The following is a 25,980-nucleotide window of genomic DNA, read 5'->3' on the forward strand; positions in this document are numbered from 1 at the left end:
GATGCTACAGAAAATATATGATTGGATTGACGAACGCATCGATCTTCAGCCAATTTGGCGAGATATTGCCGATCATGAAGTTCCTGAGCATGTTAATCCTGCCCATCACTTCTCTGCTTTTGTTTACTGTTTTGGCGGATTGACATTTTTCGTCGTTGTAATCCAAATTTTATCTGGAATGTTTTTGACTATGTACTATGTACCAGATATTGAAAATGCATGGAGATCAGTTTATTATTTGCAGACTGAAGTTGCTCATGCTCAAATTGTTCGAGGAATGCACCACTGGGGTGCCAGTGTGGTAATTGTCATGCTTTTACTACATACATTACGTGTATTTTTCCAAGGCGCATACAAGAAGCCTCGTGAATTGAACTGGATGGTAGGGGTATTACTATTCTTTGTAATGCTCGGCTTAGGTTTCACAGGCTATCTATTACCATGGGACAACAAAGCGTTCTTCGCTACTCAAGTTGGACTGGAAATGGCACAACAGGTTCCATTTATCGGAGAACAATTGAAGATTCTATTAGCTGGTGATGCATCAATCGTTGGTGCCCAAACACTTACTCGATTCTTTGCAATTCACGTATTCTTTTTACCAGCAGCTTTGTTTGCTCTATTAGCAGTACACTTTATCTTAATTAGAAGACAAGGTATTTCTGGACCACTATAAAAAGGAGGGGAAAGCAACATGCAAAGAGGGAAAGGTATGAAATTTGTCGGTGATTCCCGAATTAAACAGGGACCGACGGCCTCAAGAATCCCGAAAGACTATTCGGAGTATCCTGGCAGAACTGAAGCTTTTTGGCCCAACTTTTTATTAAAAGAATGGTTGGCAGGTGCCGTATTCCTAATTGGATTTTTAATACTTACATTAGCGCAACCCTCTCCGCTTGGAGGATTGGCTGATCCAACAAACGCTTCGTTTATTCCGTTGCCAGACTGGTATTTCTTATTCTTATATGAACTATTGAAATATGAATTTGCTTCAGGAAACTATATTATTTTAGGAATGCTTGGACTTCCAGGTATTGCATTCGGTGCTCTATTCCTAGCCCCGTTCTTAGATAACGGTCCAGGAAGAAGACCCCAACAACGACCAATTGCTGTTGGTATGATGCTTTTAGCTTTGGTTTCTGTTATCTGGTTAACTTATTCATCTGCTGCGCCAGTAGACTGGGAAGGCCGTGCGGAAATGGACCCTCCAGTACCGCCATCAGATGTTCAAGTTGAAATTGATACAGAACATCCAGGGTATGCTGTTTACGAGACAAGTTGTTTAGCTTGTCATGGGGCTGAGCTAGAAGGTACAGCTGCTCCTACATTAGTTGGCATTGACTATAGTGCTGAAGAAATTGCAGATATTTCTGTAAATGGTATCGGCACAATGCCACCAGATCAGTTTACTGGATCTGATGAAGAACTAGAGCAACTAGTTGATTTCATTTTATCTGTAAATGAATCTGTAGAAGAATAATTTTAGAATGATTACACCCCTACCATGCTTGAGATGGTAGGGGTGTTTTGTATATTGCGCTCCTCCCTATGTCTGTAGTATTGAGTTAGAAGTGCATATATTATCTTATAATGCTTGCTTACTTGGAAGTATAGTGTATATAGTGGAATTACATCTAAAAATCTTGAATAAGAGAGGTTTATATCATGTTCAATTACATACTTGCAGATAAGAAATTTATTTTATTATTATTTTTGGTTAACCTCTTTGGAACAATTTATGGTTATATCTGGTATATTCCTCAGTTATCAATTACACCGGATAAATACTTATTATTTGTGCCAGACAGCCCTACAGCCAGCTTGTTTTTCACGATTTTTCTTTTATTCTTCCTTTTCAATAAGAATGTACCGTATATCGAGGCATTAGGCCTTGTAACTCTAGTCAAATACGGGACGTGGGCTGTAGTAATGAATGTTCTGACATTGATTGTTGAAGGTTCATTATCTCCAGCAGGATACATGCTGATGTTATCTCATGCAGGAATGGCAATTCAAGGCATACTTTATGCTCCATTTTATAAAATCAAAATGAGGCATCTTGTCATTGCTGGAATATGGACGTTACATAATGATGTGATTGATTACGTGTTCGGAATGATGCCAATTTATTCGTCTTTAACACAGTATATGAAGGAGATAGGCTATTTTACATTTTGGCTAAGTATTGCATGTCTCTTCCTTGCATACTGGTTGACGGTTAGAAAGACTAGGATATTATCTTAGAGTGATAAATGGCAGTCCCTCATCATATAAATGAAAATAGGTGAGGTGACTAAAATGGGAATGACATCAGCTTTACTATTAATGGTTTCGAGTGCTATTGGTACGTTCATTCTTTCGTCTAGTGCAAATGCTTTCACATTTCCAAATTGGTTATTTACTAATGCCGAGTTAGTTCCGTTATTGCCAGCATTGCTAATTGTTGGTGGCTTTATTATCCTTACATTATCTTATGTTAGTTGGAGAAAGTATAAGGGAGAGAAGCAAAACAAACAAGAACGAAAGGAACGGAACGGGACAAATTAGTTGACTGAATTTGGATTCCTGACTAAAATTGACTTATAGACTTTTATATTGGAGGGAAAAAGATGGGCGGTTACTTAATATATATAGCCTTACTTATCATTATTCCATTATGGGCTCAAGCAAAAGTTAGATCCGCATACAGTAAGTATTCTAAAAAGCCAACTTCTTCCCAAAGAACAGGTGCCGAGGTGGCAAGAAAAATTCTGGATGATAACGGACTATACCATGTGAACATTGAACAAACAAGAGGTAAGTTATCAGATCATTATGACCCTCGTTCTAAAGTGGTTCGCCTTTCTGAGGATATATACCATGGGCGTTCGATGGCATCCTCTGCAATAGCAGCCCATGAAGTAGGACACGCAATTCAGGACCAAGAAGAATACGCTTTTATGCGGTTCAGAAGTGCCCTTGTCCCAGTTGCAAACTTAGGCTCGAATCTAGCCTTTTTTCTAATACTAGGCGGTATTTTCTTTCAAGCGACAGGCCTTTTCCTCATCGGAATACTCTTCTTTGCGGCAGCAGTATTATTCCAACTTGTAACTTTACCAGTTGAATTTGATGCTTCCAATCGTGCGATGACGCAACTCATCTCGACAGGGATTATTCGAAATGACGAGGAAAGAGAAACGAAAAAAGTGTTGAATGCGGCGGCGCTAACCTATGTTGCAGCAGCACTTGTGGCAGTACTTGAACTAGCCCGGTTTATTTTAATTTTCTTAAATAGTAGAGAGTAGTATTGCTCTATGTAGATTAAAGGGATGGCGAATCTTTCGTCATCCCTTTACTAATTTTATAATAGTGGTTTTTTGTTCTCGTCCAAGGTAAAGCCTTCACCTTGTACATCCTGAACTGTGCTAATGGATATAAAGGCGTGAGGGTCCACTTTGATAATGATATTTTTTAGTCGGACAATTTCATTTCTCGCCACAACACAGTAGAGTACGTCTCGCTCTGCTCCGGTAAAACTTCCTCGACCTTTCAAGACAGTAACTCCCCGATCCATTTTTTGGATTTCTTTTGCTATCTGTTCGCTTTTCTCAGAAATGATCGTTGCCCCTTTTGCAAGATAGGCCCCTTCTTGAATAACATCAAGTACCCGTGCACCCACATAAACAGCAACTAGCGTATACATTCCTTGATCAAGTTCCAAGATTAATAAAACAGAAGAAGTAATGACTAGGAAGTCAAATAAAAACATGGTGTTGCCCATACTCCAACCAAGATATTTATTAGCTAAACGCGCAATGATGTCTACTCCTCCGGTTGTGCCTCCGTACCGGAAGATGATTCCAAGACCAACCCCAATAAATACACCTGCAAATAAAGCGACCAACATCATATCATTTTCCAGTTGTATATCAAATTGATATCGTTGAAATATCGCTAAAAATAGGGAAACTGCAGAGGTTCCGATAAGAGTATATATGAAAGTATTTCTACCTAACAGTTTCCAGCCGATCAGAAATACCGGGATGTTTAACAGTATATTTGTGATTGCTGGGTCAAATTTCCATAAAAAGTACAATAAAAGTGTAATTCCGGTAAATCCGCCTTCACCGAGGTTATTTTGCATATTAAAATGAACTATCCCAAAGGAGTAGATTGCGGCTCCCAATAAGATGAATATAATGCTCTTGATTCTTAGACCAAACAGCACATGAGTTATCTCCTTTCGATCAAGAGTAGGTATATCAATTATAATCATTTTACCCAAGGAGAACAATTTAATGATATTCTAAAGAAAAAGTTTGTCAAAATGCGAAAGGTTAGCTAACATGAAAGATAAGCAATTGATGTGGATAAAGGAGATCGAACACGATGGAGCAAAGCTATACGACCAAAGAAATCCAAGAACGAGTGGATAATTATATTAGCCAGTTTAAAGAGGGTTACTTTTCACCGCTGGCAATGATTGCAAGGTTAACGGAGGAAGTAGGGGAGCTTGCCCGTGAAGTAAACCACCATTACGGAGAAAAACCAAAAAAATCAACAGAAAGAGAAAAGACTATCGAAGAAGAAATTGGTGATTGTCTCTTTGTACTTGCAAGTTTCGCCAATTCGCTTAATATTGATTTATCTGACACCTTCGAGCAATCGATGTCGAAATTTGAAACACGTGATAAAGATAGATGGACAAAGAAATAATCTTAAACAACTTATGAGGTGAAACGTCAATGACAATTAACATTATATTAGCAGGCCCGAGAGGGAAAATGGGGAACGAAGCTATAAAAATGATTGATCAAGTTCCAGATTTCAATCTAGTTGCTGTAATCGATCGAAAGAATGAAGGGAAATTCCTTAAAGATGTCTCCGAACATACCCATGCTGCAGTGCCTATATTTGTTGAACCTGAAGAATGTTTTGCAAAAGTGGACGCAGATGTCTTCATCGATTTGACAAGTCCTGAAACAGGATTCTTACATACAAAACTTGCACTTGAACATCATGTCCGACCGGTAATCGGAACTTCTGGTTTCTCTGAGGAAAGTGTCCAAGAATTAAAAGCTATTGCATTAGAACGTAAAGTTGGTTGTATCATCGCCCCTAACTTTGCAATCGGTGCAATACTCATGATGAAGTTTTCTCAAATGGCTGCGAAGTATTTCCCAGATGTAGAGATTATTGAAATGCATCATGACCAAAAAGTCGATGCCCCATCAGGAACAGCTGTAAAAACTGCTGAAATGATTCGTAAGTCAAGAACAGAGAAAAAACAAGGACATCCAAATGAAAGAGAAGAACTTGCAGGTGCACGTGGTGCCGAGATTGATGGCATGCACATTCATAGTGTCCGTTTGCCAGGGCTAGTCGCTCATCAGGAAGTTATATTCGGAGGTCCTGGACAATTATTTACAATTAAACATGATTCGTTAAATCGTGAGTCTTTCATGGATGGCATTAAAACATCCATTTATAAAGTGATGGAATTGGACGAACTTGTATACGGTTTGGAGAACATATTATAGAGAGAAAAGAGGTTATACGCAATGAAAATCGCATTAATTGCTCACGATAAGAAAAAAGAAGATATGATAAATTTTGCAATAGCCTATGAATATATCCTGAACGAGCATGAATTATTCGCTACCGGAACAACTGGAAAGCTTATATCAGAAGCTACAGAGCTTTCCATACATCGATTTCAGTCAGGCCCACTCGGCGGTGATCAGCAAATTGGTGCTTTGATTGCAAATAACGAAATGGATATGGTTATTTTCTTCCGTGATCCTTTAACAGCACAACCACACGAACCTGATGTGACAGCACTTATGCGATTATGTGATGTCTATCATATACCTTTAGCGACAAACTTGGCTGCAGCGGAGATATTTATCCATGGTTTGGAACGGGGCGACTTTAAGTGGCGAGAAATTATTAAAGCAAAGGATAAAAAATAATAAATGAAAATCGGAATAACTTGTTACCCATCTGTAGGTGGATCAGGAATTATCGCAACGGAATTAGGTAAGCTGTTGGCTGAGAATGGGCATGAAATCCATTTCATTACTTCAGACTTGCCCTTTAGGTTAGATAAAATCCACCCAAAGATCTTTTTCCATCAGGTTGAAGTCAATCATTACCCTGTGTTTCAATATCCACCATATGATTTGGCACTAGCGTCTAAAATGGCAGAAATTATCGACCAAGAGAAATTAGATATTCTTCATGTGCATTATGCCATACCACATGCGATTTGTGCCATTCTTGCCAGGGATATTGCCGAACATAAAGTGAAAGTTGTTACTACCTTACATGGTACGGACATCACTGTATTAGGCATTGATGATACATTTAAGAAAATGATCCGGTATGGTATTGAAAAATCTGATGCTGTCACAAGTGTATCGGAAAGTTTAGCAAAACAGACACAAGAGATGATAGAAACGGTAAAACCAATTTCTGTCATCTATAATTTTGTGAATGAAAAAGAATATTATCCGTACGAAGCACCATTAATGAAACAGCAATTTAACATCAAGCCAGAAGAAAAAGTCATTATTCATATATCCAATTTCCGCAAAGTAAAAAGGGTTCCGGATATCATTCAAACCTTTTATAAAATAAATAAACAAACACCAACAAAGTTATTACTCATTGGTGATGGTCCGGAGTATTCTAACGCAAAGAAGCTAGTTAAAGAATTAAACCTTGAAGATCACGTCCTATTTTTAGGAAAGCAGAATAATATTAGTGATTTACTGGCGATTAGTGATTTGCTGCTCTTACTATCTGAGAAAGAAAGCTTCGGTCTTGTTTTATTAGAGGCGATGGCTTGCGGTGTACCTTGTATTGGGACAGATGTCGGTGGTATTCCAGAAGTGATTGTCCATGGAGAAACAGGGTTTATTGTAGACAAGGGCGATACGGATGCTGCAGCTGCACATGCTTTGTCCATGCTTACTGATTCTGATTACCAAAAGCAACTATCAGTGGCTGCTATCAGGTCAGTCAAGGAAAGGTTTCAATCAGAGATTATTTTGGAACAATATATAAATTTATATAAAGATCTACTAAATTGAGAGAATAACGGTGATAGCATGTTAACCAAACAATTTTTAAGAGTTATACCTCTACTGGAAAAAATTGAAGAGCATAATCATGAAGCATACTTTGTCGGTGGCTGTGTACGGGATTTGATATTACAGCGGCCAATCAAAGATATTGATATTACTACCTCTGCTACACCTAGTGAAATACAGCAAATCTTTCCAAATGTCATTCCAGTCGGAATTGAGCACGGCACAGTGATTGTACGTTTTGAGAAAGAATCCTATGAAGTTACAACATTTCGTACTGAAGGGGATTATTCAGACGGGAGACACCCAGATCACGTGGAATTCATCAGGAATATAGAGCAGGACTTAGAACGTCGTGATTTTACGATGAATGCACTGGCAATGGATAAAGAAGGCAATATCATTGATTTATTTGGCGGCAAAAATGATTTGGAAAACAGGTTGATACGGACAGTAGGGAACGGAAGGGAGCGCTTCAACGAAGATGCACTACGGATTATTCGTGCCCTCCGATTCTCTAGCCAACTTGGCTTTCAAATTGAAGAACGTACCTATGATGCAATGGTTGCCTCAAAACAAGCCATCTTGGATATTTCGATTGAAAGAATCACAAAAGAAATGGAGCTTTTTTTCGCTGGAGATAGTATCAAGAATGGAATCAATTATTTAGTAAAAACAAAAATAAGTGATGTGTTACCTATTTTTAAAGACCATCCTGGCTTGATTAATGAACTTCCAGAAGAGATGAAACCATTACATACATTCGCAGAAGTAATTGCTTATTTTCAGTTTCGGTTTCCTGAAATCTCTATTCAACAATGGGTGAAAGCTTGGAAATGTTCAAACCATACGAAAAGGATGGCTGACATGCTTTGTTCAGACATAAAAAGATATGAAGCCAATGGACTGGATGAAATGACAATCTACCGACTGAATGAAGAAGGAATGAAATCATTTATTCGATTAGTAGATTCAATATTTAATGTACAAATCAGTTTGACCGAACTTCATCATGCCAAAGAAAAGCTGCCTATCCAATCGAGAAGCGAACTGAAGATAAACGGTAACCATCTTTTATCATTTTTCCCAGACAGAAAAAGGGGTTCCTGGATAAAGCAGACGCTGGACAAGATTGAAGAGGCTGTCGTTACAGGGAAAGTCCATAATCAGTATGATGAAATAAAGGAATGGTTAAAGTGGAATCCAATAGAAACAAATTAATTCAAATACTCTCCGAAAACAAAGATAATTTTATTTCCGGTCAAGAGATTTCAAGAATTTTAGAAATATCTAGAAATAGTGTTTGGAAACATATGAAAGCTCTCGAAAAAGATGGGTATGTTGTTGAAGGTGTACCAAGAAAAGGCTATCGAATACTAAAGCAACCAGACAAAGTGAGCGAAAATACGATTAAGTGGGGATTGGAAACTAGTTGGTTAGGACATACCATCATTCATAAAGAATCTGGACCTTCAACTCAGCTCTTGATTCATCAAGCTGCACAAGAAGGAGCAAAGCACGGAACTGTCGCCATTTTGGATGAGCAAACAATGGGCCGGGGGAGAATGAATCGTCAATGGCATTCTGCAGATAAAAAAGGAATGTGGCTTAGTATGCTTCTTCGTCCGATGATATTGCCTCAACAAGCACCACAGTTGACTTTGCTTACTGCTACAGTGCTTGCTGATGTATTGAAAAAATATACTCAAGTGGAACCGATGATCAAATGGCCGAATGATATCTTATTAAATAAGAAAAAAATCGCAGGGATATTGACCGAGATGCAAGCAGAACAAGACAGAATTCAATACATTGTCATCGGAGTAGGGTTGAACATTAATCACTCCAATGTTGAATTACCAGAATCATTTTCCTATCAGGCTACTTCTTTATATCATGAGACAGGAAAATCTTGGTCGACGCAAATGATTATTCAACAATTTTTAAATGAATTCGAAGTATCATTTGATAAGTATGTTAAAGACGGCTTCACCGAAGTAAAACAAAAATGGGAAAGTTATGGGTTTAAGCTTGGTGAGAAGATAAAAATAACGACTCCAAAAGGGGATACAGAAGCTGTATTCCATGGTATCGCTGAAGACGGGGCACTGTTAATCATTAACTCATTGGGAGAAAAGGAAAAATTATATTCAGGAGAAATCCATTGGTTTGAATAAACATGGGGGGAGAACTCAATTGAAAACAACACTTGATTTGTTAAAAATGAAGAAAGAAACCGATAGAATAACGATGATCACTGCTTATGATTATCCAGCAGCAAAACAGGCTGAGGCTGCTGGTATTGATATGATTTTAGTAGGTGATTCATTAGGTAACGTCGTATTGGGTTATGATAGCACTGTACAAGTAAAGCTAGAAGATATGATCCACCATGGTAAAGCGGTAAGAAGGGGTGCTCCGAACACATTCGTCGTGGTGGATATGCCTTTCATGTCTTATCATGTTTCCTTAGAAGAATCACTTAAAAATGCCGCTGCCTTATTCCAGGAAACAAATGCTCAAGCATTAAAAATTGAAGGTGGTTCTAAGGAGAATATAACCTTAATTAAACGTTTACAAGATGCAGGAATTCCAATAGTGGCACATTTAGGCCTTACTCCGCAGACCTTTAATGTACTTGGTGGTTATAAAGTTCAAGGGAGAGATAAAGAAACTGCTAAGCAATTAATCGAGGATGCCAAAGCAGTAGCATCAGCTGGAGCGATTGCACTAGTGTTGGAGTGTGTTCCCCTTGAATTAGCTGAGGTGATCACTAATGAAATTGATATACCTACTATCGGAATTGGGGCTGGTGTTCATTGTGATGGTCAAGTTCTTGTTTATCATGATGTGATGCAGTATGGTGTCGATCGGTTACCCAAATTCGTAAAAACCTATGCTGACTTTAATGGAGCTGGGGTAGAAGCCATTACAAATTATGTAAATGATGTGAAAGGTGGAACTTTCCCAAGTGAGGAATATTCTTTCCTACTTAAAGACCGTTCCATTTTAGAATAATTAGGGTGAAGAATATGAAAGTCATTCGTAAAGCAAAAGAAATCCAGGATATTGCAACGCAACATAAGAAACAAAATAAATCAATTGGTTTTGTTCCAACGATGGGCTATTTACATGAGGGGCATATCAGTTTAATCAAAGCAGCTAGGGAAAACGATATCGTCATTGCAAGCATCTTTGTAAATCCTTTACAATTTGGGCCGAATGAAGATTATGATGCGTATCCACGCAATGAAGAAAGAGATATAGCAAAAGCCAAGGAAGCAGGCGTTGATTATTTGTTTGTTCCTGAAGTGACAGAAATGTATCCAAATGAACCAATGGTCAGCATGAAGATTACCGATCGGGTAGACGTATTATGTGGACGTTCCCGCCCAGGGCATTTTGATGGTGTGATTACCGTCCTGACCAAGCTGTTTCATCTCGTCCAGCCTGACCGTACTTATTTTGGGAAGAAGGATGCTCAGCAAGTTGCTGTAGTCGATGCCTTGATCACTGAACTCAATTTCCCTGTTGAACTCGTCAGCGTGCCAACAGTAAGGGAAGAAGATGGTTTGGCTAAAAGCAGCAGAAATGTGCGGTTAACAAAAGAAGAAAGAGCGAATGCTGTTCATTTGTACCAGGCATTACGAGAAGGAAATAAACTGGTCGTAAATGGAGAAAAAGACCCCTCAGTTGTCATTTCAAAAGTGAAACATCATATTGAACATCATTCTTCGGGAGAGATTGATTATGTAGAGGTATTAAGTTACCCTGCATTAAAGTACATTCAAACCATTAAGGGGCGAGTCATCTTAGCTGTCGCCGTTCAGTTTAAAAATGCGAGATTAATCGATAATTTGATTATAGAAGCAGAAGGTTGAGGGGGAAATATTCATGTTTCGCACTATGATGAAAAGTAAAATACATCGTGCTAGAGTAACTGAGGCAAATTTGAATTACGTTGGGAGTATCACAATTGACCTAGATATTATGGAGCAAGTTAATATTTTGCCCCATGAAAAGGTTCAAGTAGTAAATAATAATAATGGAGCAAGGCTTGAAACGTACGTAATCCCCGGCGACAGAGGGACTGGAATTATATGTTTGAATGGAGCGGCAGCCAGGCTGGTGCAACCGGATGATGTAGTTATCATCGTTTCTTATGCAATGATTGCTGAAAGTGAATTAGCATCTTTTCAGCCAGTAGTTGCAATAATGAACGAGAATAATGAAATTGAAGAATTGATTCATGAAGAACCGGCGACCACCGAAATGTGACTCCAGATCATATAAAACTCTTATCCTACTGAAGATAAGAGTTTTCTTTTCGTATGAATGCTGTATATAATAGAAGGGATGGAGGTGTGGAATTGAATAAATTTGTTGTCATTGATTTAGAAACTACAGGACATTCACCTGAAAATGAGGATAAAATTATAGAAATTGGTATGGTTACAATAGAGGATAATACAATTGTCGATAAACGAAATACTTTATTGAATCCAGATAAGGACATTCCTCCATTTATTACAAGCCTTACAAATATAACAAATGAAGATGTGAAAGATGCACCTGCATTTTCCGATAAAGCAGATAAAGTCATCGACCTATTTCAAGACGGTTACCTGATTGCCCATAACGTGCCTTTTGATTTGGGATTTCTAAATGCGGAATTGAAAAATAGTGGAAGAATGATTCTAAAAAATCCAGTCATCGATACAGTGGAACTTTCACGAATCCTGTTTCCGAAAGCACCAAGCTATAAATTATCTCAGCTTGCAGAATATCTGGATATCCATCATGATGAACCCCATCGAGCATTATCAGACGCATATGTAACAGCAGAAATATTCCTGTTATTAAAACAGAAGTTATTTAATCTGCCTTATGAAACACTAGCCAATCTGGCAAAATTGGAGAAAATGCTCAAGTCTGACCTTCACGATTTGCTGCAGCAAGCGATGGAACAGGCTGAATTAGAAGTTAGAGATGAAGAGTTTATTACGTACCAAGGGCTTGCTTTCAAATTAACTGAGGACTCTCCAAGAGAAGAGGTACAGATGAAGACTTCTTTTGGTGAATATTTAGACCAGATTTATGAGGAAAATGGCGCGTTGGAAAACAATCTTAAATCGTACGAGAAAAGAACTGGCCAGCGGGAAATGTCAGAAACCATATATGATGCATTTCAAATGAAAAAACATGCATTAATTGAAGCAGAAACTGGCACTGGTAAATCTCTCGCATACCTTCTTCCAGCTTTGTATGAGTCTGTTCAACAAAAGAAACGCATTATTATCAGCACATATACGACACAACTTCAAACACAGTTGTTGGAAGAAGAAATTCCTCTAGTGAAGAACTTAGTGGATTTCCCAATTGAAGCAATGGTTTTAAAAGGAAGAAACCACTATTTGAGTCTGGAACGTTTTGCTCATGAATTAAATTCTAAGGAGCGGGACAATTACGATATCATCTTGACAAAAGCAATTCTCCTTGTCTGGTTAACAGAAACTGTTACAGGAGATATTGATGAGATTCAGCTGCCATCTAGTGGATATAACTTTTTTAATCGTATCTCCGCTGATTCCGAAAGACGGCTGGATGTCACTTCACCGTGGTTCAGTTATTCTTTCTATACGAGAGCGAAACGTCGTGCGCAACGTGCAGATCTCATTATAACCAACCATGCTTTACTGTGTACGGACATGTTTAATGATTATCAATTTTTGCCTACATACGATAAATTAATCATCGACGAAGCACATCATTTAGAGACAACGGCCGCACATCATTATGGTCTCAAGTTGGATAATATATCCATGCACTTTACTTTAAATCAAATTGGTCGCTATGAAGAGAATCGTATGCTGAATCAAGTTATCGGTAAGTATAAAGATTCGCTTGAACATATCGGGTTTGATAAGTGGGATCAATTGATGGATGATACAAAATATGAACTTGATGAGCTTTTTCATTACTTATATCATTTCGTTCAAAAACAGCGTAAAAATGATAAATCTTTAAGTGATGTAGGAAGAATTCAATTCCGTTTCAGTAAAAATGAAATTGATGAAAAGGATTGGGATACCATTATTGAGATGGTTAACCGAATTATCTTTTACTATCGTGACTTGGTCCATTTTCTATCGACACTCGACTCGACCCTCGAAAAAGCGACGAATTATAATAAGTATGATAAGCAGGAAATTCTTCAAATGATTGAGCGGCTTAAGATGCAAATCGATCAATTGCAACTATTATTTTTGCCAAAGCCCGATATCAATCATGTACAATGGATTGAAATTGATACAAAGGGCTCTAATCAAGCCGTGTATTTGTATAGTGAGCCAACGTCAGTATCCCAATTACTTAATGATGAACTGTTCGTTAAGAAGGATAGTGTTGTATTGACAAGTGCTACTTTAACGATGAGAAATTCTTTCCAGTTTATCATACAACAACTTGGTTTGACTGAGGACCGGCTGATTACGAAAAGAATAAACTCGCCATTCTCATTTAAAGACCAAGTTCAGGTTTTAGTACCGAATGATTTTCCAGATATCAAATATGGCAACATGGATGATTACATTTATGCTACGAGTGAGGCGATTCTATCATTGGCAGAAGTCACTGATGGAAGGATGCTCGTTTTATTCACTTCGTATGATATGTTGAGAAAATCGTACAAGTTATTGAAGGAAATAATGACGGAAGAAAAATACATGCTTATCGGACAAGGAATTACAAGCGGTAGCAGAGCTAGATTGAAGAAGAATTTTCAAAGCTTCGAACGCTCTATCTTGTTAGGAACAAGTTCCTTCTGGGAAGGGGTTGACATACCTGGAAAGGATCTTTCCTGCCTGGTGATTGTCCGTTTACCATTCCAACCGCCGGATCATCCGGTATATGAAGCAAAAGCTTTAGAAATAAAAGAAAATCATAAAAATGCATTCATGGAGCTGTCATTACCTAATGCTGTTATTAAATTCAAGCAGGGATTTGGCCGGTTAATCCGCTCCACAAGTGATCGGGGTATTGTATTTATTTGTGATGCGAGGATTGTGAAGGCACGCTATGGAAAGTACTTCACAGAATCGATTCCTGATGTCCCTGTTCATTATGACTCAACCCATGCGCTGCTTTCTAAAGCAAAAGAATGGTTTTAAAAAAGATGCTACTGTATAGAGATACAGTAGCATAATAAGTGGTGTGCAGGTGGTATGAGCAAGTGAATTTTGGTAATTTGCTTATAGCCGTGGCATTTATCAGTGCAGGATAAGGCTGTAAATAAACACGGCTTTAAACAATTTACTATCTATATTGTTCACATTTCTAATTGTACTATGGCTAGTAAATTTTGATAAAATTATAGGAAGATTTTAGGAAGTAAGTCATTGTAAAGGTGTGAGATGTTAAAATGACGAAAATGAATCGCAGATGGTTGCGAAATAGCCTGTTAATCTTCAGTATCTTATTTATTTCTCTTGTAATATATGGTATCTTTTTATACATGGATTTAAACGAAGAAAGAACTAAAGGATTCAGTAAGACACAAAGGGATTTAATTCAACAAACTTCGATTACGGACATTGAAAAAATTGAAAAATTTAATGGTGAACAAGCCTATCATGTAGTATACGGAAAAACAGAAGATGGAAGCGAAAAAATTATTTTCTACCCGTTGGCAGGCAGTGAAAAGCAACTGACTACCGTGGATGCGGATGAAATTCTTCCTGAATCTAAGATGATCGGTATGTGGCAGTCTGAATGCCCGTCATGCCAATTAGTGAAAGCAACTCCGGCTTTATTGGATAACGAACTATTATGGGAACTCGTATACTATGATGAGGAAAATCACTATGTATTTGATTATCGCTCTATTTATGACGGCTCCCACTATGAAGATATCCGCTATTTAAGACAGTTTAATTAGGAGGTAAATGGATGGAATTAGCAAATCGGGTCAAAACAATTACTCCCTCATCTACATTAGCGATTACAGCTAAAGCAAATGAATTAAAAAAACAAGGATACGACATTATCGGGTTAGGGGCTGGTGAACCTGATTTCAACACTCCAGTGCAGATCAGAGATGCTGCTGTGGAGGCGATGCAGGCAGGTCATACAAAATACACCCCAACTGGTGGTATTTCTGAATTAATAACTGCTGTTCAGAATAAGTTCCAGCAAGACCATCAATTATCTTATAATAAAAACGAAATAATCGTTACGTTAGGGGCAAAGCATGCTCTTTATTCCGTCTTTCAAGTTCTTTTGAATGAGGGAGATGAAGTAATCATCCCAGCACCATATTGGGTAAGTTATCCTGAACAAGTCAAATTAGCTCAAGGCGTTCCAGTCATATTGGATACAGCGGAGGAAAATGAATTTAAACTGCAACCTGAAGACTTGGAAAAAGCGATCAGCAGTAAAACGAAAGCACTTATCATCAACTCTCCAAGTAACCCAACAGGAATGATGTATACCGAGGAAGAGCTTCGTAAACTTGGAGAAGTTTGTTTGAAATATGGTATAGTTATTATCTCAGATGAAATTTATGAAAAGCTGATATATTCCGATCAACCTCATGTATCTATAGCCAGTTTAAGTCCAGAGCTAAAGAAACAAACAGTTATTATAAATGGAGTTTCAAAAACTTATGCAATGACAGGCTGGAGAATAGGATATGCTGCGGGAGATGAAAAAATTATTAAAGCCATGAAAAACGTTGCTTCCCACTCGACATCCAATCCGGTGTCCATTGCGCAATATGCATCTGTTGCTGCACTTTCATTAGATGAGAATGAAGTGACAAAAATGAAAGATATTTTTGCTGAGAGATTAGAATTATTTTATCGTTTAATCGGTGAGATACCAGGGATACATTGCGTGAAGCCAAAAGGAGCATTTTATTTATTCCCGAACGTTTCTGAAGCGGTTGAGAAGAATGGCTTTGATTCCGTTGATGCATGGGTAACAGCTATATTAGAAGAAGAAAAGGTTGCATTAGTGCCTGGTTCAGGGTTTGGAGCACCTGATTATGTAAGGGTATCTTATGCACTTTCGATTGAAGACATAAAAGAAGCGGCAAAACGTATTAAGCGATTTGTCGAAAATCACTAGACGACGGCATTATGGAGGTAATAAGATGAAAATTACAATTTCACAAGCACCAGATTACAATGAAAAAGAAGTAACGATTGGCGCATGGCTTGCAAACAAACGTTCAAGTGGAAAAATCGCGTTTTTACAATTGCGTGATGGTACAGGCTTTATGCAAGCGGTAGTCGTAAAAAGTGATGTATCAGAAGAAGTATTTCAAGCGGCTAAAAATTTAACCCAAGAAACTTCAATCTACATTACAGGAAAAATTGTGGAGGATAAACGTTCACCTTTCGGATTTGAAATGCAAGTGTCCGATCTGGAAGTGATTCACGTTGCGGAAGATTATCCAATCACTCCAAAAGAGCATGGTACAGAATTTTTAATGGACCATCGTCATTTGTGGTTACGTTCTAAGAAACAACATGCAATTATGAAAGTCCGTAATGAAATTATTCGAGCAACTTATGAATTCTTTAATGATCAAGGATTTGTAAAAGTCGACCCACCAATACTGACTGCCTCTTCTGCAGAAGGCACAACAGAATTATTCCATACGAAATATTTCGATGAAGATGCTTATTTGTCACAAAGCGGACAGTTGTATATGGAAGCTGCTGCAATGGCCTTAGGTAAAGTATTTTCGTTCGGTCCGACTTTCCGGGCTGAAAAATCCAAAACACGCAGGCATTTAATTGAATTTTGGATGATTGAGCCTGAAATGGCTTTTGTAGAACATGACGAAAGCTTAGTTGTTCAGGAGAATTACGTCGCATTTCTTGTTGAATCCGTATTGAAGAACTGTAAATTAGAATTAGGCGTATTAGGTAGAGATTTATCCAAGTTAGAAAATATTAAAACGCCATTCCCGAGAATCACATATGATGAAGCGATTGAATTATTAAAGGAAAAAGGCTTTAACGATATCGAATGGGGCGAGGACTTTGGTGCGCCACATGAAACCGCAATTGCAGAAAGCTTTGACAGTCCTGTATTCATTACAAACTACCCGAAAGATATTAAAGCCTTCTATATGAAACCACATCCGGAGCGCGATGATGTAGTGCTCTGTGCTGATTTAATTGCACCGGAAGGGTATGGTGAAATCATCGGTGGATCCGAGCGAATCGCTGATTATGACTTAATGAAACAGCGTTATGAGGAGCATGGTCTAACTGGCCCTGCATATGAATGGTATCTGGAGTTAAGTAAATACGGAAGTGTACCACATTCAGGTTTTGGTCTAGGATTAGAACGTACAGTAGCTTGGTTGTCAGGAGTGGAGCATATTCGTGAAACAATCCCATTCCCTCGACTATTAAATCGTTTGTATCCATAATTTATCCAGAAATCCAATTGGAGCTGGATTGACCTTAAAATCCCTTGCATATAGGAGCAAGGGATTTTAAATTGCTCCTGAAAATCGGAATTCCGTGTTATACTGATAGAGAGGTGTCCTTACATGTTTGAAACCAATTCGCTTCAAGCGATTTTACATGATCAATTACATATCCCGGGAAAATTACTTACATCCTACACGAAACTAGGTTTAAATGAAACAGAAGTAGTTCTTATACTTCAGCTCATCCATTTTTTCAAAGAAAAGAACCATTTTCCGACTCCTTCCGAATTAGCAACCCCCCTTACGATTAATGAAGAGCATTGCTCTGATATATTAAGGAAACTTATTCAAAAGGATTTATTGAAAATCGAACAAAAAGAAAATGCTAAAGGTCAAATTTCGGAAGTATATTCCATTGAACCATTACTTGTAAAGTTATACCAAGAGGAAAAAGAAGAAGTAGTGGAAGAGAATAATACTGGTACAATATTTATTCTATTCGAACAGGAATTCGGGAGACCACTTTCACCATTTGAAATTGAGATGGTCAGCGCTTGGCTTGATGAAGATAAGATAAGTCCGTCCTTAATTAAAGCAGGACTTAGAGAAGCGGTATTAATGGGTAAATTGAATTTCAAGTATATAGATCGTATATTGAGAGAGTGGAATAAAAAAGGAATCAAATCTGTGGAGCAGGCACGTAATGCAAGCAGACAATTCCATCGCCATCAAAAAGTAAACCAAGCGGTTCAACCGCAGAACAGAGATACTTCAATATATTATAACTGGCTAGAAGGGGAAGACTAGTTAGATGCTGAATTTAAAAGAAATTAGATACTGTTTAGATACTATTGCAGAAATGTTTCCTGATGCTGAAGGAGAGTTAAATCATTCAAATGCATTTGAATTGTTGATTGCTGTTGTATTATCGGCACAATGTACAGATAAGTTAGTGAACAAGGTAACTGCAGATTTGTTTAAAAAATATAAAACACCTGAAGATTATGTTGCTGTTCCATTAGAAGAAGTACAGCAGGATATTCGTTCCATTGGTTTATGGAGATCAAAAGCAAAAAATATCCAGAAGTTATGTCAGATATTAATCGATGAGTATAATGGTGAAGTACCAAGAACAAAAGAAGAGCTGATGGAACTACCCGGTGTTGGGAGGAAAACTGCGAATGTCGTGGCATCTATTGCATTTGGAGAGCCGGCGATAGCTGTAGATACCCATGTAGAGAGAGTTTCCAAAAGGTTAGGCATATGCCGTTGGAAAGATTCTGTTTTAGAGGTAGAAGAGACCCTCATGAGGAAAGTCCCGCGTGAAGAATGGTCTGTAACTCATCACCGCTTAATATTTTTTGGAAGATATCATTGTAAAGCAAGAAATCCAAATTGTCCGGAATGTCCTTTATTGGAATTATGTAGAGAAGGAAAAAAACGGATGAAAAAAATAAACGTTTAAGTTTAAAGCTAAAGTGGCAGTTTCATTTGATGTAATGATTAAATGAATGAAATCTCGGTAAATAAAAAGGGAAGCTTATCCAGACGATAAGCTTCCCTTTAATTTATATCAATTATTCTTCTTCATCCGTTGATGTTTCTTCATCTTCAGGTTCCTCGGTTTGAGGGATAGTAACAGATGTCGATTGGGTTTCACCGCGTACTCCGCTATTGGCTCCATTTTGTCCAATCGGAGTGACAGTAATGGAATATGTTTCTCCTGGTGTGAATGTTCCACTAATTTCAATACCCTGCGATTGGACGGTTCGAGTTTGTCCTCCATTAACGACTACTTCAAATGAAGCTGGTGGCCCATTATATGTCCAGGAAACATCAATGAATCCTTGATCTTCCAAGTAGGAAGCTGTAAGTCCGGATACCGGAGGAATGTTTCCTTCATTATTTTCTTCTTCAGCCTCTTCTTCAGGTTCTGTTTCTTCTTCCGTATCTTCTTCGGTTTCCTCTTCTTCCTCTTGTGCTTCTATCGTGAGTGAAGTGGTTACCGGTTCACTAGTTAAGGAACTGCTCTCATTACTTACCACGACAACTTGAATGGTGTAAGATGCACCTTCTTCAACTTCCGAAATATCGAGTGATAAATCTTCGGTCGTAGAAAGTTCCTGCATCGATCCGTCATTGACACTTGCACTTACCACAAACGAAACATCTCGTTCTGTATCATAACTCCATTCAACAGCAATCGAATTACTTTCTTCGTTATAAGTTGCATTCAGACCTGTGACAGGATCAAGTCGATCGAATTTCTCGGAAGTCTTTTTCGGCTCCGTACCTTTGACGAAAAGCTCTATGACTTTCTGAGAAGCAGGAGTAAACTCACTCGCTAGCTCTGGTGGATTTGTTCCACGTTCAACGGCCACCTCAACGACAGAATCAGGTTTCGTAAAGTCTGGCGTCTCCAAGCCTTCCGAAATAGGCAGTATCGTTTCCCTGAACATTTGCTGTGCGATCGTCCAATGAACGGAGTCTGGTAAACCTATTCTTTTACCATTTTCATCTTGGTAATCCCCAACTAAAGATACTACTGTATAGTTTGTCGTGTATCCGGCAAACCAACGTTCTGGTGCTGTATCTCCAAGGTTTGTCGTTCCTGTTTTACCTGCTACAGGTAATCCGCCGAGACTTCCAGCTTCCCAGGTACCATCAGTAATGGCGTCTTTCAACATATCGGTGATCATATATGCCGTGTAATCATGAATCACTGCTTCCGACTCAGGGCGGAGATCAACCGTACTTCCATCTGGAAATTCGACAGATGTAACTGCATATGGTTCATTATAAATACCTTCATTTCCAAATACGCTGAATGCACCCGCGAGTTGAAGTGGGCTGACTAGTAGATTACCCCCACCAAGTGAGTCAGATGGTACAAGATCACTAGGCATGTCTAACCCTAATTTCTCTCCGAATTCGATTGCGTTTGCACGATCTACTTCTTCTTCGAACAATTTAATGGTAGGCACATTTAACGATTTACTTAATGCGGTTCGGGCTGATACCCAACCGGAAAACGTCCTTGAAAAGTTATTGATCGACTTTCCATCAACCTCATAAGGCTCGTCAAGAATCTGATGATAAGTGGACATTTGATTATATTCAATTGCCGGACCATAAGCTAAAATTGGCTTGATCGTGGAACCAGGCTGGAATTTCTTCGTAGCGTAACTTAAATCACCAACTCTTGTACTATTACGGCGACCACCAATACCTTGAATGGCACCTGTTTTTGTATCAAGGACAACAATCGTACCTTGAACTTTCTCATCACCGTAATCTATTGGGTTTTCTGCACTATCCGTCAGTAAAAATTCAACTCTATCTTGTACACTCGTATCAATTGTCGTGTGTATTTTTAAACCGTCGGAATAAATATCGGTTCCCGGCAGTTTTTCATTGATTTCTTCTTCAACCCTGTTGATAAATGCACCATATGGTGTTGCGCTATCCGTAGGTTCGGCTAGTAGCGAAGTAATATCTACTTGACGTGCTTCATCAGCTTCTTCTTCAGTAATTTTACCGTGACGTACCATTAGTTTTAATACAGTATCCATACGTTCCGCAGTCAACTCAGGATTTCGATATGGATTATAGGCTGTCGGCCGTTGTGGAAGCCCGGCCAAGATAGCAGCTTGCGGTAACGTCAACTCATCCCAGTCTGTTATTCCAAAGTAGTTCTTTGCAGCTGCGGCAACACCATAAGAATTATCGCCATAGAAGATTTTATTTAAGTACATTTCCAAAATTTCTTCTTTTGAATACTGTCGTTCAAGTTGTAATGCAAGCCATTGTTCTTGAACTTTTAACTTAATTTGCTTTTCATTAGATAAGAAAAAGTTTTCAACCACTTGGTGTGTAATTGTACTTGCACCTTGTGAGCCAAAACCATCGGTGATATTAGCCATGATCGCTCCACCAAGCCGCCTGAAGTCAATCCCTGAATGTTCAAAGAATCGGGCATCTTCAGTGGCGATGACTGCATCAATCAATACCTGCGGCAACTCTTCATAACGAACAAGTTCACGGTTTTCCGCACCTAACGTAGCGAAGGAATTGCCGTTTTTATCATAAAAGACAGAAGAGAGGGGGACATCCAATTTATCTGGGTCCAAATCTGGTGCAGTGGCAATCCAGTATATTCCGACTGCTCCGACAACAATTCCAGCTGCGATTCCTACAAATAGGATACTTAATAAAATAGTTTTCCAGAGTGGTCTTTTAGTCGATTTTTTAGATTTTGTATTCGGTGTTTTCTTTTGTTGATTTCTTCTTGCTGTTCTTGACATCTTATCTGCCATAATAAAACCTCCATCAATAGAACTATTCCTCATTGAAGTATAGCTGATCGATTATTGATAAATAGTCTACTCTTGCTTGGTATTTTAAAGGTATAAGGTGACCCTCTTGTTGAATGATCTCATAAGAAATAGATTTCTTGCCTTTATGGAACTGCTCAAACCAGAACGGAAGAAGTTTCTCTATTTCCAGTAAATAAGTTTCACTGAAACTGGAAAAGCGGATAATAATAAATGAAATTCCTCCGTGTTTAATCACGCGCTCCATATGGACAATTTGATGTTCGTGAATATTCGCTAGAGGAAAGCGTGTTTTATTTTTAGTTTCTTTTGCTTCAAAATCGATATATTTCCCCCGGTACAGTCCATTATAATCGGTAGTCGAAGCTCGTTTATAGTAGGCCTCCGTAATGACAGCGGCACTGCGTTCAGGATAATGGACCTTTACGACTTGAATCGGTGTAGGCTTTTTATGTACTACCGCGCGATTCTGTTCCAAATAATATTCGTTAGTAACGTTAATATCTTCTTCTAAAGTCATTCCCCGATTACTGTAATTATTAATCTTCATCCCGGTGTTTTCTTTTTTTAATGGACGCTTTTTCTGTCCATTTGGGTAATTCATCATTTAATCCTCCTAATTACTGCTGCAATATTCCTCCCTTTCTAATTACCATAAAGCAACTATACTTATTTATTATATAACAAATTCACCATTTACACCTAATCTAGAAGAAATTCCAGTAAAAGAAATGGTATAAATAAGTTTATAAATTGGACATATATATTGGAGACAATACACGTGGATACTGTCAGCACTTGCATGAAATGAACTAGTTTTGACTGTTCTTTTCTAGTTTTGTCGACTGTGCAGGATACTGGCTTTTCCCATCGAATAACTATTTAAGGAGGGGATAGCTATGGCGATAGCTCTTAAACGGTTTCAGTCGGCGGAAGGAATGAATAAAGAAGAAGTTGAAAAAGTTTTACTTCATATTGCCTATCAATTGGAGAAAATGGACCAGCAGTTAAAAGTAAGGACGGATAACGAAACTTGGAGGCTTTTTCAGGAACAACAGCAAGAAGTATATAAAGTGGAATTGACAATAAAAGAATTATTGCCATACAAATAGATGCGAAGTTACGACGAACATGGTACAGTTAACTTATGAGCAACTTAAAGGTAATAACGACAAGGGGATCCGACCATGTTAGACGTAAAAAAACAGACTATAGAACTTAGAAACCACCTAGAACGATTAAAAGATAGATTTGAAAATAATGATCCTCCTGAAAACAGGCGAGATCGTGATTTCTTTAATAAGGTGAAAGAGGAAACAACACCTGTTTACGAACTCTTAGTGACTTGGGAGGAGAAAACACTACTTGTTGTTAAAGAACGAAAGTTAAAGGTTCATCCACAACAAGTTGTTTCGACAAGAGAGAATATGGAGCTTCTGCTCATGCATAGTTATTTTATCGATGCACGACCGAAGCGTTATATGGAACTCTATAAATCCATTCTCTATATATTTGACCAAATCGTAGATGAAATCGAATAGTATATGAAGCGAGGGTAAGCACATGGATCAACAAACATTAATTGAAAAAGCGATTGAAATCAGAAAACATGCTTATATTCCATATTCTAAATTTGCAGTAGGAGCAGCACTACGAACAAAATCAGGCAAAGTTTATACTGGATGTAACATCGAAAACGCAGCGTATCCGGTTACTTGTTGTGCAGAACGGGTTGCCATATTTAAAGCAATTTCTGAAGGTGATTTAGAATTTGTTGAAATGGCTGTTGCAGCTGACACAACGCGCCCTGTACCTCCGTGTGGCTCCTGCAGACAAGTAATGAGTGAATTCTTCCCTAAAGACATGAACATCCATTTAACCAACCTCAACAAGGAAGTTACTACTTTTACAATGGAAAGCCTTTTACCATTTTCTTTCACGGAGGCAGATTTATTAGGTGAATAGAATCACCAATTTATCGGAAGCTGATTTCTCAGTTTCCTTTTTTGATGATATACTATATAATGAAGCAATCTATAAACAAAATAATTGAATACTAATGAAACAGGAAAATTGCATATAAGAGGTGATAGTGATGAGTTTTGATCAAACCCAATTAAATGCCAAAGATATTTATGAGAAAGATTTCAAAACTGAATTTCGGGGTTATAGCCAAAAAGAAGTGGATGAATTCTTAGATGTTATTATCCAAGACTATGATGCCTTCCAACAAGAAATCCAACGATTAAAACAAGAAAATGAAAGACTGAAAAGAACTTCTGAAGATCATCAACATACTAGAATCCGACCACCACAACAAAATACACAAGTTAACTACGATGTATTGAAACGGTTATCGAATCTGGAAAAAGCAGTATTTGGGAAGAAAGTATCCAGTTCTACGGAATGATTGTTAACTTTTACCACATATTGTCCACGGAACATTTTTATGTTAAAATGACTGTAGCAGGAAGTTAAATACTCATGTAATCGCTGTGTGCATTTGCATGCAGAGGAAAGTCCATGCTCACACAAGCTGAGATGCTTGTAGTGTTCGTGCTTGACGAAACCATAAGTCAAGGTGACTATCTAGTCAACGGCAGGAGGAATTCCTAAGTCTTTAAGATATGGAAGAAACTCCTTGAAAGTGCCACAGTGACGAAGCTGGGTCGGAAACGATTCAGGTGGAACGAGGTAAACCCCACGAGTGAGCAACCCAAATTTTGGTAGGGGCACTCTCCATTAGGGAATTGAACCGAAAGAGAGACAGGCTTTAGGAAGTCTGTAGATAGATGATTACACCCGCATGTACGAGGTTAAAGACCGCCGTTTGCAGTACAGCGGGACAGAACATGGCTTATCGAGTATTTAACGGTCTTCACATTTAAATTAAACCTAATTCTTTCGCATACTTTTTGCAGAAGAATTAGGTTTTTTATTTTTCTTTATATGGTAAACTAATACTAATCTGCAAATGAAGGGACTAACAGTATATGCAAAAGGTTAAATTAGTTGCAACAGCTGCAATGGGTTTAGAATCAATTGTAGCAATGGAAGTGAAACAATTAGGATATGAAGTAGAAGTAGAGAACGGAAAAGTTATATTTGAAGCACCTATTTCCGCTATTCCTCGATGTAATCTGTGGCTCAGAACAGCGGATCGTATAAAGATTATTGTAGGAGAATTTAAAGCCGAAACATTTGATGAATTATTCGAAGGCACAAAGGCATTGAATTGGGAGAGGTATATTGCCGAAGATGGTCAGTTTCCTGTAAGTGGAAAATCGGTGAAATCTACCTTATACAGTGTTCCAGACTGTCAAGCGATCGTAAAAAAAGCTATAGCTGAAAGATTGAAGTTGAAATACGGTATGGTTACGAAAATGCCTGAGACTGGTGGTCTGTTTAAAGTGGAAGTAGCTCTACTGAAAGACATGGTTACACTGACATTGGATACATCAGGGGTCGGTCTGCATAAGAGGGGTTATCGGATTGGACAGGGTGAAGCACCACTTAAAGAGACAATGGCCGCTGCGTTAGTATTGCTGACAAATTGGCAACCTGATGAACCATTTATCGATCCATTTTGCGGTTCGGGAACAATCCCTATTGAAGCAGCTTTAATCGGTCAGAATATTGCTCCCGGATTCAACAGGGAGTTTGCTTCAGAGGAATGGCCATGGATCAAGCGAAAACATTGGGATGAAGCATTGAACGAAGCAGAAGACCTGGCTAAATATGATCAGCCTCTTGATATTACAGGTTCCGATATTAGCCATAAACTGATTCAGATTGCTGGAGAAAATGCAATGGAAGCCGGTCTTAGTGATCTAATCACATGGAAACAGATGCAAGTGAGTGATTTAACCATTAAAAGCGAAAATGGTTATCTTGTAAGTAACCCGCCATATGGTGAACGGCTAAGCGAAAGAGAAGAGGTTATCCAAATGTATCAAGACCTCGGCCGTATTATGAACGAACACCCATCATGGAGTGTCTATATTATTACGGCATATGAAACGTTTGAAAAAGAATATGGTAAGCAGGCAACGAAAAAGCGAAAGCTATTTAACGGTTTTATTCAAACCAATTATTATCAATACTTTGGAAACAAAATAAAGTAAAGGGG

At 38.3% G+C, this 25,980-nt stretch carries 28 protein-coding genes and 1 other RNA gene; 26 read left to right on the top strand and 3 right to left on the bottom strand.

Annotated elements, in window-relative coordinates; translation table 11 throughout:
* Position 1: 1 nt before the first annotated feature.
* The 5 genes from qcrB (at position 2) to M3210_RS01220 (ending at position 3,284) form a co-directional block, all read left to right on the top strand.
* Positions 2–676, top strand: coding sequence for a menaquinol-cytochrome c reductase cytochrome b subunit (gene qcrB, locus M3210_RS01200; RefSeq protein ID WP_251510336.1), 675 nt, complete (start codon positions 2–4; stop codon positions 674–676).
* Positions 677–694: 18 nt separating this feature from the next.
* Positions 695–1,480, top strand: coding sequence for a menaquinol-cytochrome c reductase cytochrome b/c subunit (locus tag M3210_RS01205; RefSeq protein WP_251510338.1), 786 nt, complete (start codon positions 695–697; stop codon positions 1,478–1,480).
* 185 nt (positions 1,481–1,665) lie between these two features.
* Positions 1,666–2,244, top strand: coding sequence for a lipoprotein heptaprenylglyceryl N-acetyltransferase LhaT (gene lhaT / locus M3210_RS01210; RefSeq protein WP_251510340.1), 579 nt, complete (start codon positions 1,666–1,668; stop codon positions 2,242–2,244).
* A 54-nt stretch (positions 2,245–2,298) separates the two neighbouring features.
* Positions 2,299–2,547 carry a sporulation protein YpjB gene (locus M3210_RS01215; protein WP_251510343.1) on the top strand — a complete coding sequence of 83 codons (249 nt, stop codon included), beginning with the start codon at positions 2,299–2,301 and terminating at the stop codon, positions 2,545–2,547.
* A 62-nt stretch (positions 2,548–2,609) separates the two neighbouring features.
* Positions 2,610–3,284, top strand: a complete 675-nt coding sequence (locus M3210_RS01220) for a zinc metallopeptidase (RefSeq protein ID WP_251510345.1) — start codon at positions 2,610–2,612, stop codon at positions 3,282–3,284.
* A gap of 56 nt (positions 3,285–3,340) precedes the next feature.
* Here the strand turns inward: M3210_RS01220 and M3210_RS01225 are convergent, their stop codons facing one another.
* Positions 3,341–4,207 (bottom strand): YitT family protein, encoded by an 867-nt coding sequence (locus M3210_RS01225; RefSeq protein WP_251510348.1) that lies wholly within the window; start codon positions 4,205–4,207, stop codon positions 3,341–3,343.
* A 161-nt stretch (positions 4,208–4,368) separates the two neighbouring features.
* Here M3210_RS01225 and M3210_RS01230 point away from each other — a divergent pair, with 161 nt between their 5' ends.
* From M3210_RS01230 to nth, 15 genes are all read left to right on the top strand, one after another.
* Positions 4,369–4,695 carry a nucleotide pyrophosphohydrolase gene (locus M3210_RS01230; RefSeq protein ID WP_251510351.1) on the top strand — a complete coding sequence of 109 codons (327 nt, stop codon included), beginning with the start codon at positions 4,369–4,371 and terminating at the stop codon, positions 4,693–4,695.
* A 29-nt stretch (positions 4,696–4,724) separates the two neighbouring features.
* Positions 4,725–5,519: a 4-hydroxy-tetrahydrodipicolinate reductase gene (dapB, locus tag M3210_RS01235; RefSeq protein ID WP_251510361.1), complete on the top strand. Its 795-nt coding sequence runs from the start codon at positions 4,725–4,727 to the stop codon at positions 5,517–5,519.
* 21 nt (positions 5,520–5,540) lie between these two features.
* Positions 5,541–5,951, top strand: a complete 411-nt coding sequence (gene mgsA / locus M3210_RS01240; RefSeq protein ID WP_251510370.1) for a methylglyoxal synthase — start codon at positions 5,541–5,543, stop codon at positions 5,949–5,951.
* Between the two features lie 3 nt (positions 5,952–5,954).
* On the top strand, positions 5,955–7,073 hold the full coding sequence (bshA, locus tag M3210_RS01245) for an N-acetyl-alpha-D-glucosaminyl L-malate synthase BshA (protein WP_251510379.1): 1,119 nt from the start codon (positions 5,955–5,957) through the stop codon (positions 7,071–7,073).
* Between the two features lie 18 nt (positions 7,074–7,091).
* Positions 7,092–8,291, top strand: coding sequence for a CCA tRNA nucleotidyltransferase (locus M3210_RS01250; RefSeq protein WP_251510381.1), 1,200 nt, complete (start codon positions 7,092–7,094; stop codon positions 8,289–8,291).
* Positions 8,258–9,247, top strand: coding sequence for a biotin--[acetyl-CoA-carboxylase] ligase (locus M3210_RS01255; RefSeq protein ID WP_285853502.1), 990 nt, complete (start codon positions 8,258–8,260; stop codon positions 9,245–9,247). The genes M3210_RS01250 and M3210_RS01255 overlap by 34 nt, the downstream gene beginning before the upstream one ends.
* Positions 9,248–9,266: 19 nt before the next feature.
* On the top strand, positions 9,267–10,088 hold the full coding sequence (gene panB, locus M3210_RS01260; RefSeq protein WP_251510385.1) for a 3-methyl-2-oxobutanoate hydroxymethyltransferase: 822 nt from the start codon (positions 9,267–9,269) through the stop codon (positions 10,086–10,088).
* A 14-nt stretch (positions 10,089–10,102) separates the two neighbouring features.
* On the top strand, positions 10,103–10,951 hold the full coding sequence (gene panC / locus M3210_RS01265) for a pantoate--beta-alanine ligase (protein ID WP_251510387.1): 849 nt from the start codon (positions 10,103–10,105) through the stop codon (positions 10,949–10,951).
* Between the two features lie 13 nt (positions 10,952–10,964).
* The gene (gene panD / locus M3210_RS01270; protein WP_251510389.1) at positions 10,965–11,348 is read left to right on the top strand and encodes an aspartate 1-decarboxylase; all 384 of its coding nucleotides are present in this window, start codon (positions 10,965–10,967) and stop codon (positions 11,346–11,348) included.
* A gap of 86 nt (positions 11,349–11,434) precedes the next feature.
* Positions 11,435–14,239 carry an ATP-dependent DNA helicase DinG gene (gene dinG / locus M3210_RS01275; protein WP_251511090.1) on the top strand — a complete coding sequence of 935 codons (2,805 nt, stop codon included), beginning with the start codon at positions 11,435–11,437 and terminating at the stop codon, positions 14,237–14,239.
* A gap of 251 nt (positions 14,240–14,490) precedes the next feature.
* The gene (locus M3210_RS01280) at positions 14,491–15,006 is read left to right on the top strand and encodes a cell wall elongation regulator TseB-like domain-containing protein (protein WP_251510391.1); all 516 of its coding nucleotides are present in this window, start codon (positions 14,491–14,493) and stop codon (positions 15,004–15,006) included.
* A gap of 11 nt (positions 15,007–15,017) precedes the next feature.
* A complete protein-coding gene (locus M3210_RS01285; protein WP_251510393.1) occupies positions 15,018–16,196 on the top strand; it encodes a pyridoxal phosphate-dependent aminotransferase in 1,179 nt (392 codons plus the stop codon).
* A gap of 25 nt (positions 16,197–16,221) precedes the next feature.
* A complete protein-coding gene (asnS, locus tag M3210_RS01290) occupies positions 16,222–17,514 on the top strand; it encodes an asparagine--tRNA ligase (protein WP_251510394.1) in 1,293 nt (430 codons plus the stop codon).
* A 123-nt stretch (positions 17,515–17,637) separates the two neighbouring features.
* Positions 17,638–18,324 carry a DnaD domain-containing protein gene (locus M3210_RS01295; RefSeq protein WP_251510395.1) on the top strand — a complete coding sequence of 229 codons (687 nt, stop codon included), beginning with the start codon at positions 17,638–17,640 and terminating at the stop codon, positions 18,322–18,324.
* A gap of 4 nt (positions 18,325–18,328) precedes the next feature.
* Entirely contained in the window at positions 18,329–18,982 is a 654-nt protein-coding gene (gene nth / locus M3210_RS01300) for an endonuclease III (protein ID WP_251510396.1), read from the top strand.
* A 112-nt stretch (positions 18,983–19,094) separates the two neighbouring features.
* Here the strand turns inward: nth and M3210_RS01305 are convergent, their stop codons facing one another.
* Together M3210_RS01305 and recU are read right to left on the bottom strand one after the other, a co-directional pair.
* Complete coding sequence (locus M3210_RS01305; protein ID WP_251510397.1) at positions 19,095–21,833, bottom strand: transglycosylase domain-containing protein; 2,739 nt, start codon at positions 21,831–21,833, stop codon at positions 19,095–19,097.
* A gap of 22 nt (positions 21,834–21,855) precedes the next feature.
* A complete protein-coding gene (gene recU, locus M3210_RS01310; RefSeq protein WP_251510398.1) occupies positions 21,856–22,455 on the bottom strand; it encodes a Holliday junction resolvase RecU in 600 nt (199 codons plus the stop codon).
* Between the two features lie 295 nt (positions 22,456–22,750).
* Between recU and M3210_RS01315 the strand changes: the two genes are divergently transcribed.
* The 6 genes from M3210_RS01315 to M3210_RS01340 all read left to right on the top strand — a co-directional run bounded on the left by M3210_RS01315 (position 22,751) and on the right by M3210_RS01340 (position 25,975).
* Complete coding sequence (locus M3210_RS01315; protein WP_251510399.1) at positions 22,751–22,963, top strand: hypothetical protein; 213 nt, start codon at positions 22,751–22,753, stop codon at positions 22,961–22,963.
* A 75-nt stretch (positions 22,964–23,038) separates the two neighbouring features.
* A complete protein-coding gene (locus M3210_RS01320; protein ID WP_251510400.1) occupies positions 23,039–23,392 on the top strand; it encodes a DUF1798 family protein in 354 nt (117 codons plus the stop codon).
* A 22-nt stretch (positions 23,393–23,414) separates the two neighbouring features.
* Positions 23,415–23,816 carry a cytidine deaminase gene (locus M3210_RS01325; protein ID WP_251510401.1) on the top strand — a complete coding sequence of 134 codons (402 nt, stop codon included), beginning with the start codon at positions 23,415–23,417 and terminating at the stop codon, positions 23,814–23,816.
* Positions 23,817–23,946: 130 nt separating this feature from the next.
* Complete coding sequence (gene gpsB / locus M3210_RS01330) at positions 23,947–24,261, top strand: cell division regulator GpsB (protein WP_251510402.1); 315 nt, start codon at positions 23,947–23,949, stop codon at positions 24,259–24,261.
* Positions 24,262–24,329: 68 nt separating this feature from the next.
* An RNA gene (gene rnpB / locus M3210_RS01335) (RNase P RNA component class B) lies at positions 24,330–24,716 on the top strand.
* Between the two features lie 128 nt (positions 24,717–24,844).
* The gene (locus M3210_RS01340; protein WP_251510403.1) at positions 24,845–25,975 is read left to right on the top strand and encodes a THUMP domain-containing class I SAM-dependent RNA methyltransferase; all 1,131 of its coding nucleotides are present in this window, start codon (positions 24,845–24,847) and stop codon (positions 25,973–25,975) included.
* Positions 25,976–25,980: the final 5 nt, after the last annotated feature.

The sequence above is a fragment of the Oceanobacillus luteolus genome, from assembly GCF_023715655.1.
Classification (GTDB): domain Bacteria; phylum Bacillota; class Bacilli; order Bacillales; family Amphibacillaceae; genus Oceanobacillus; species Oceanobacillus luteolus.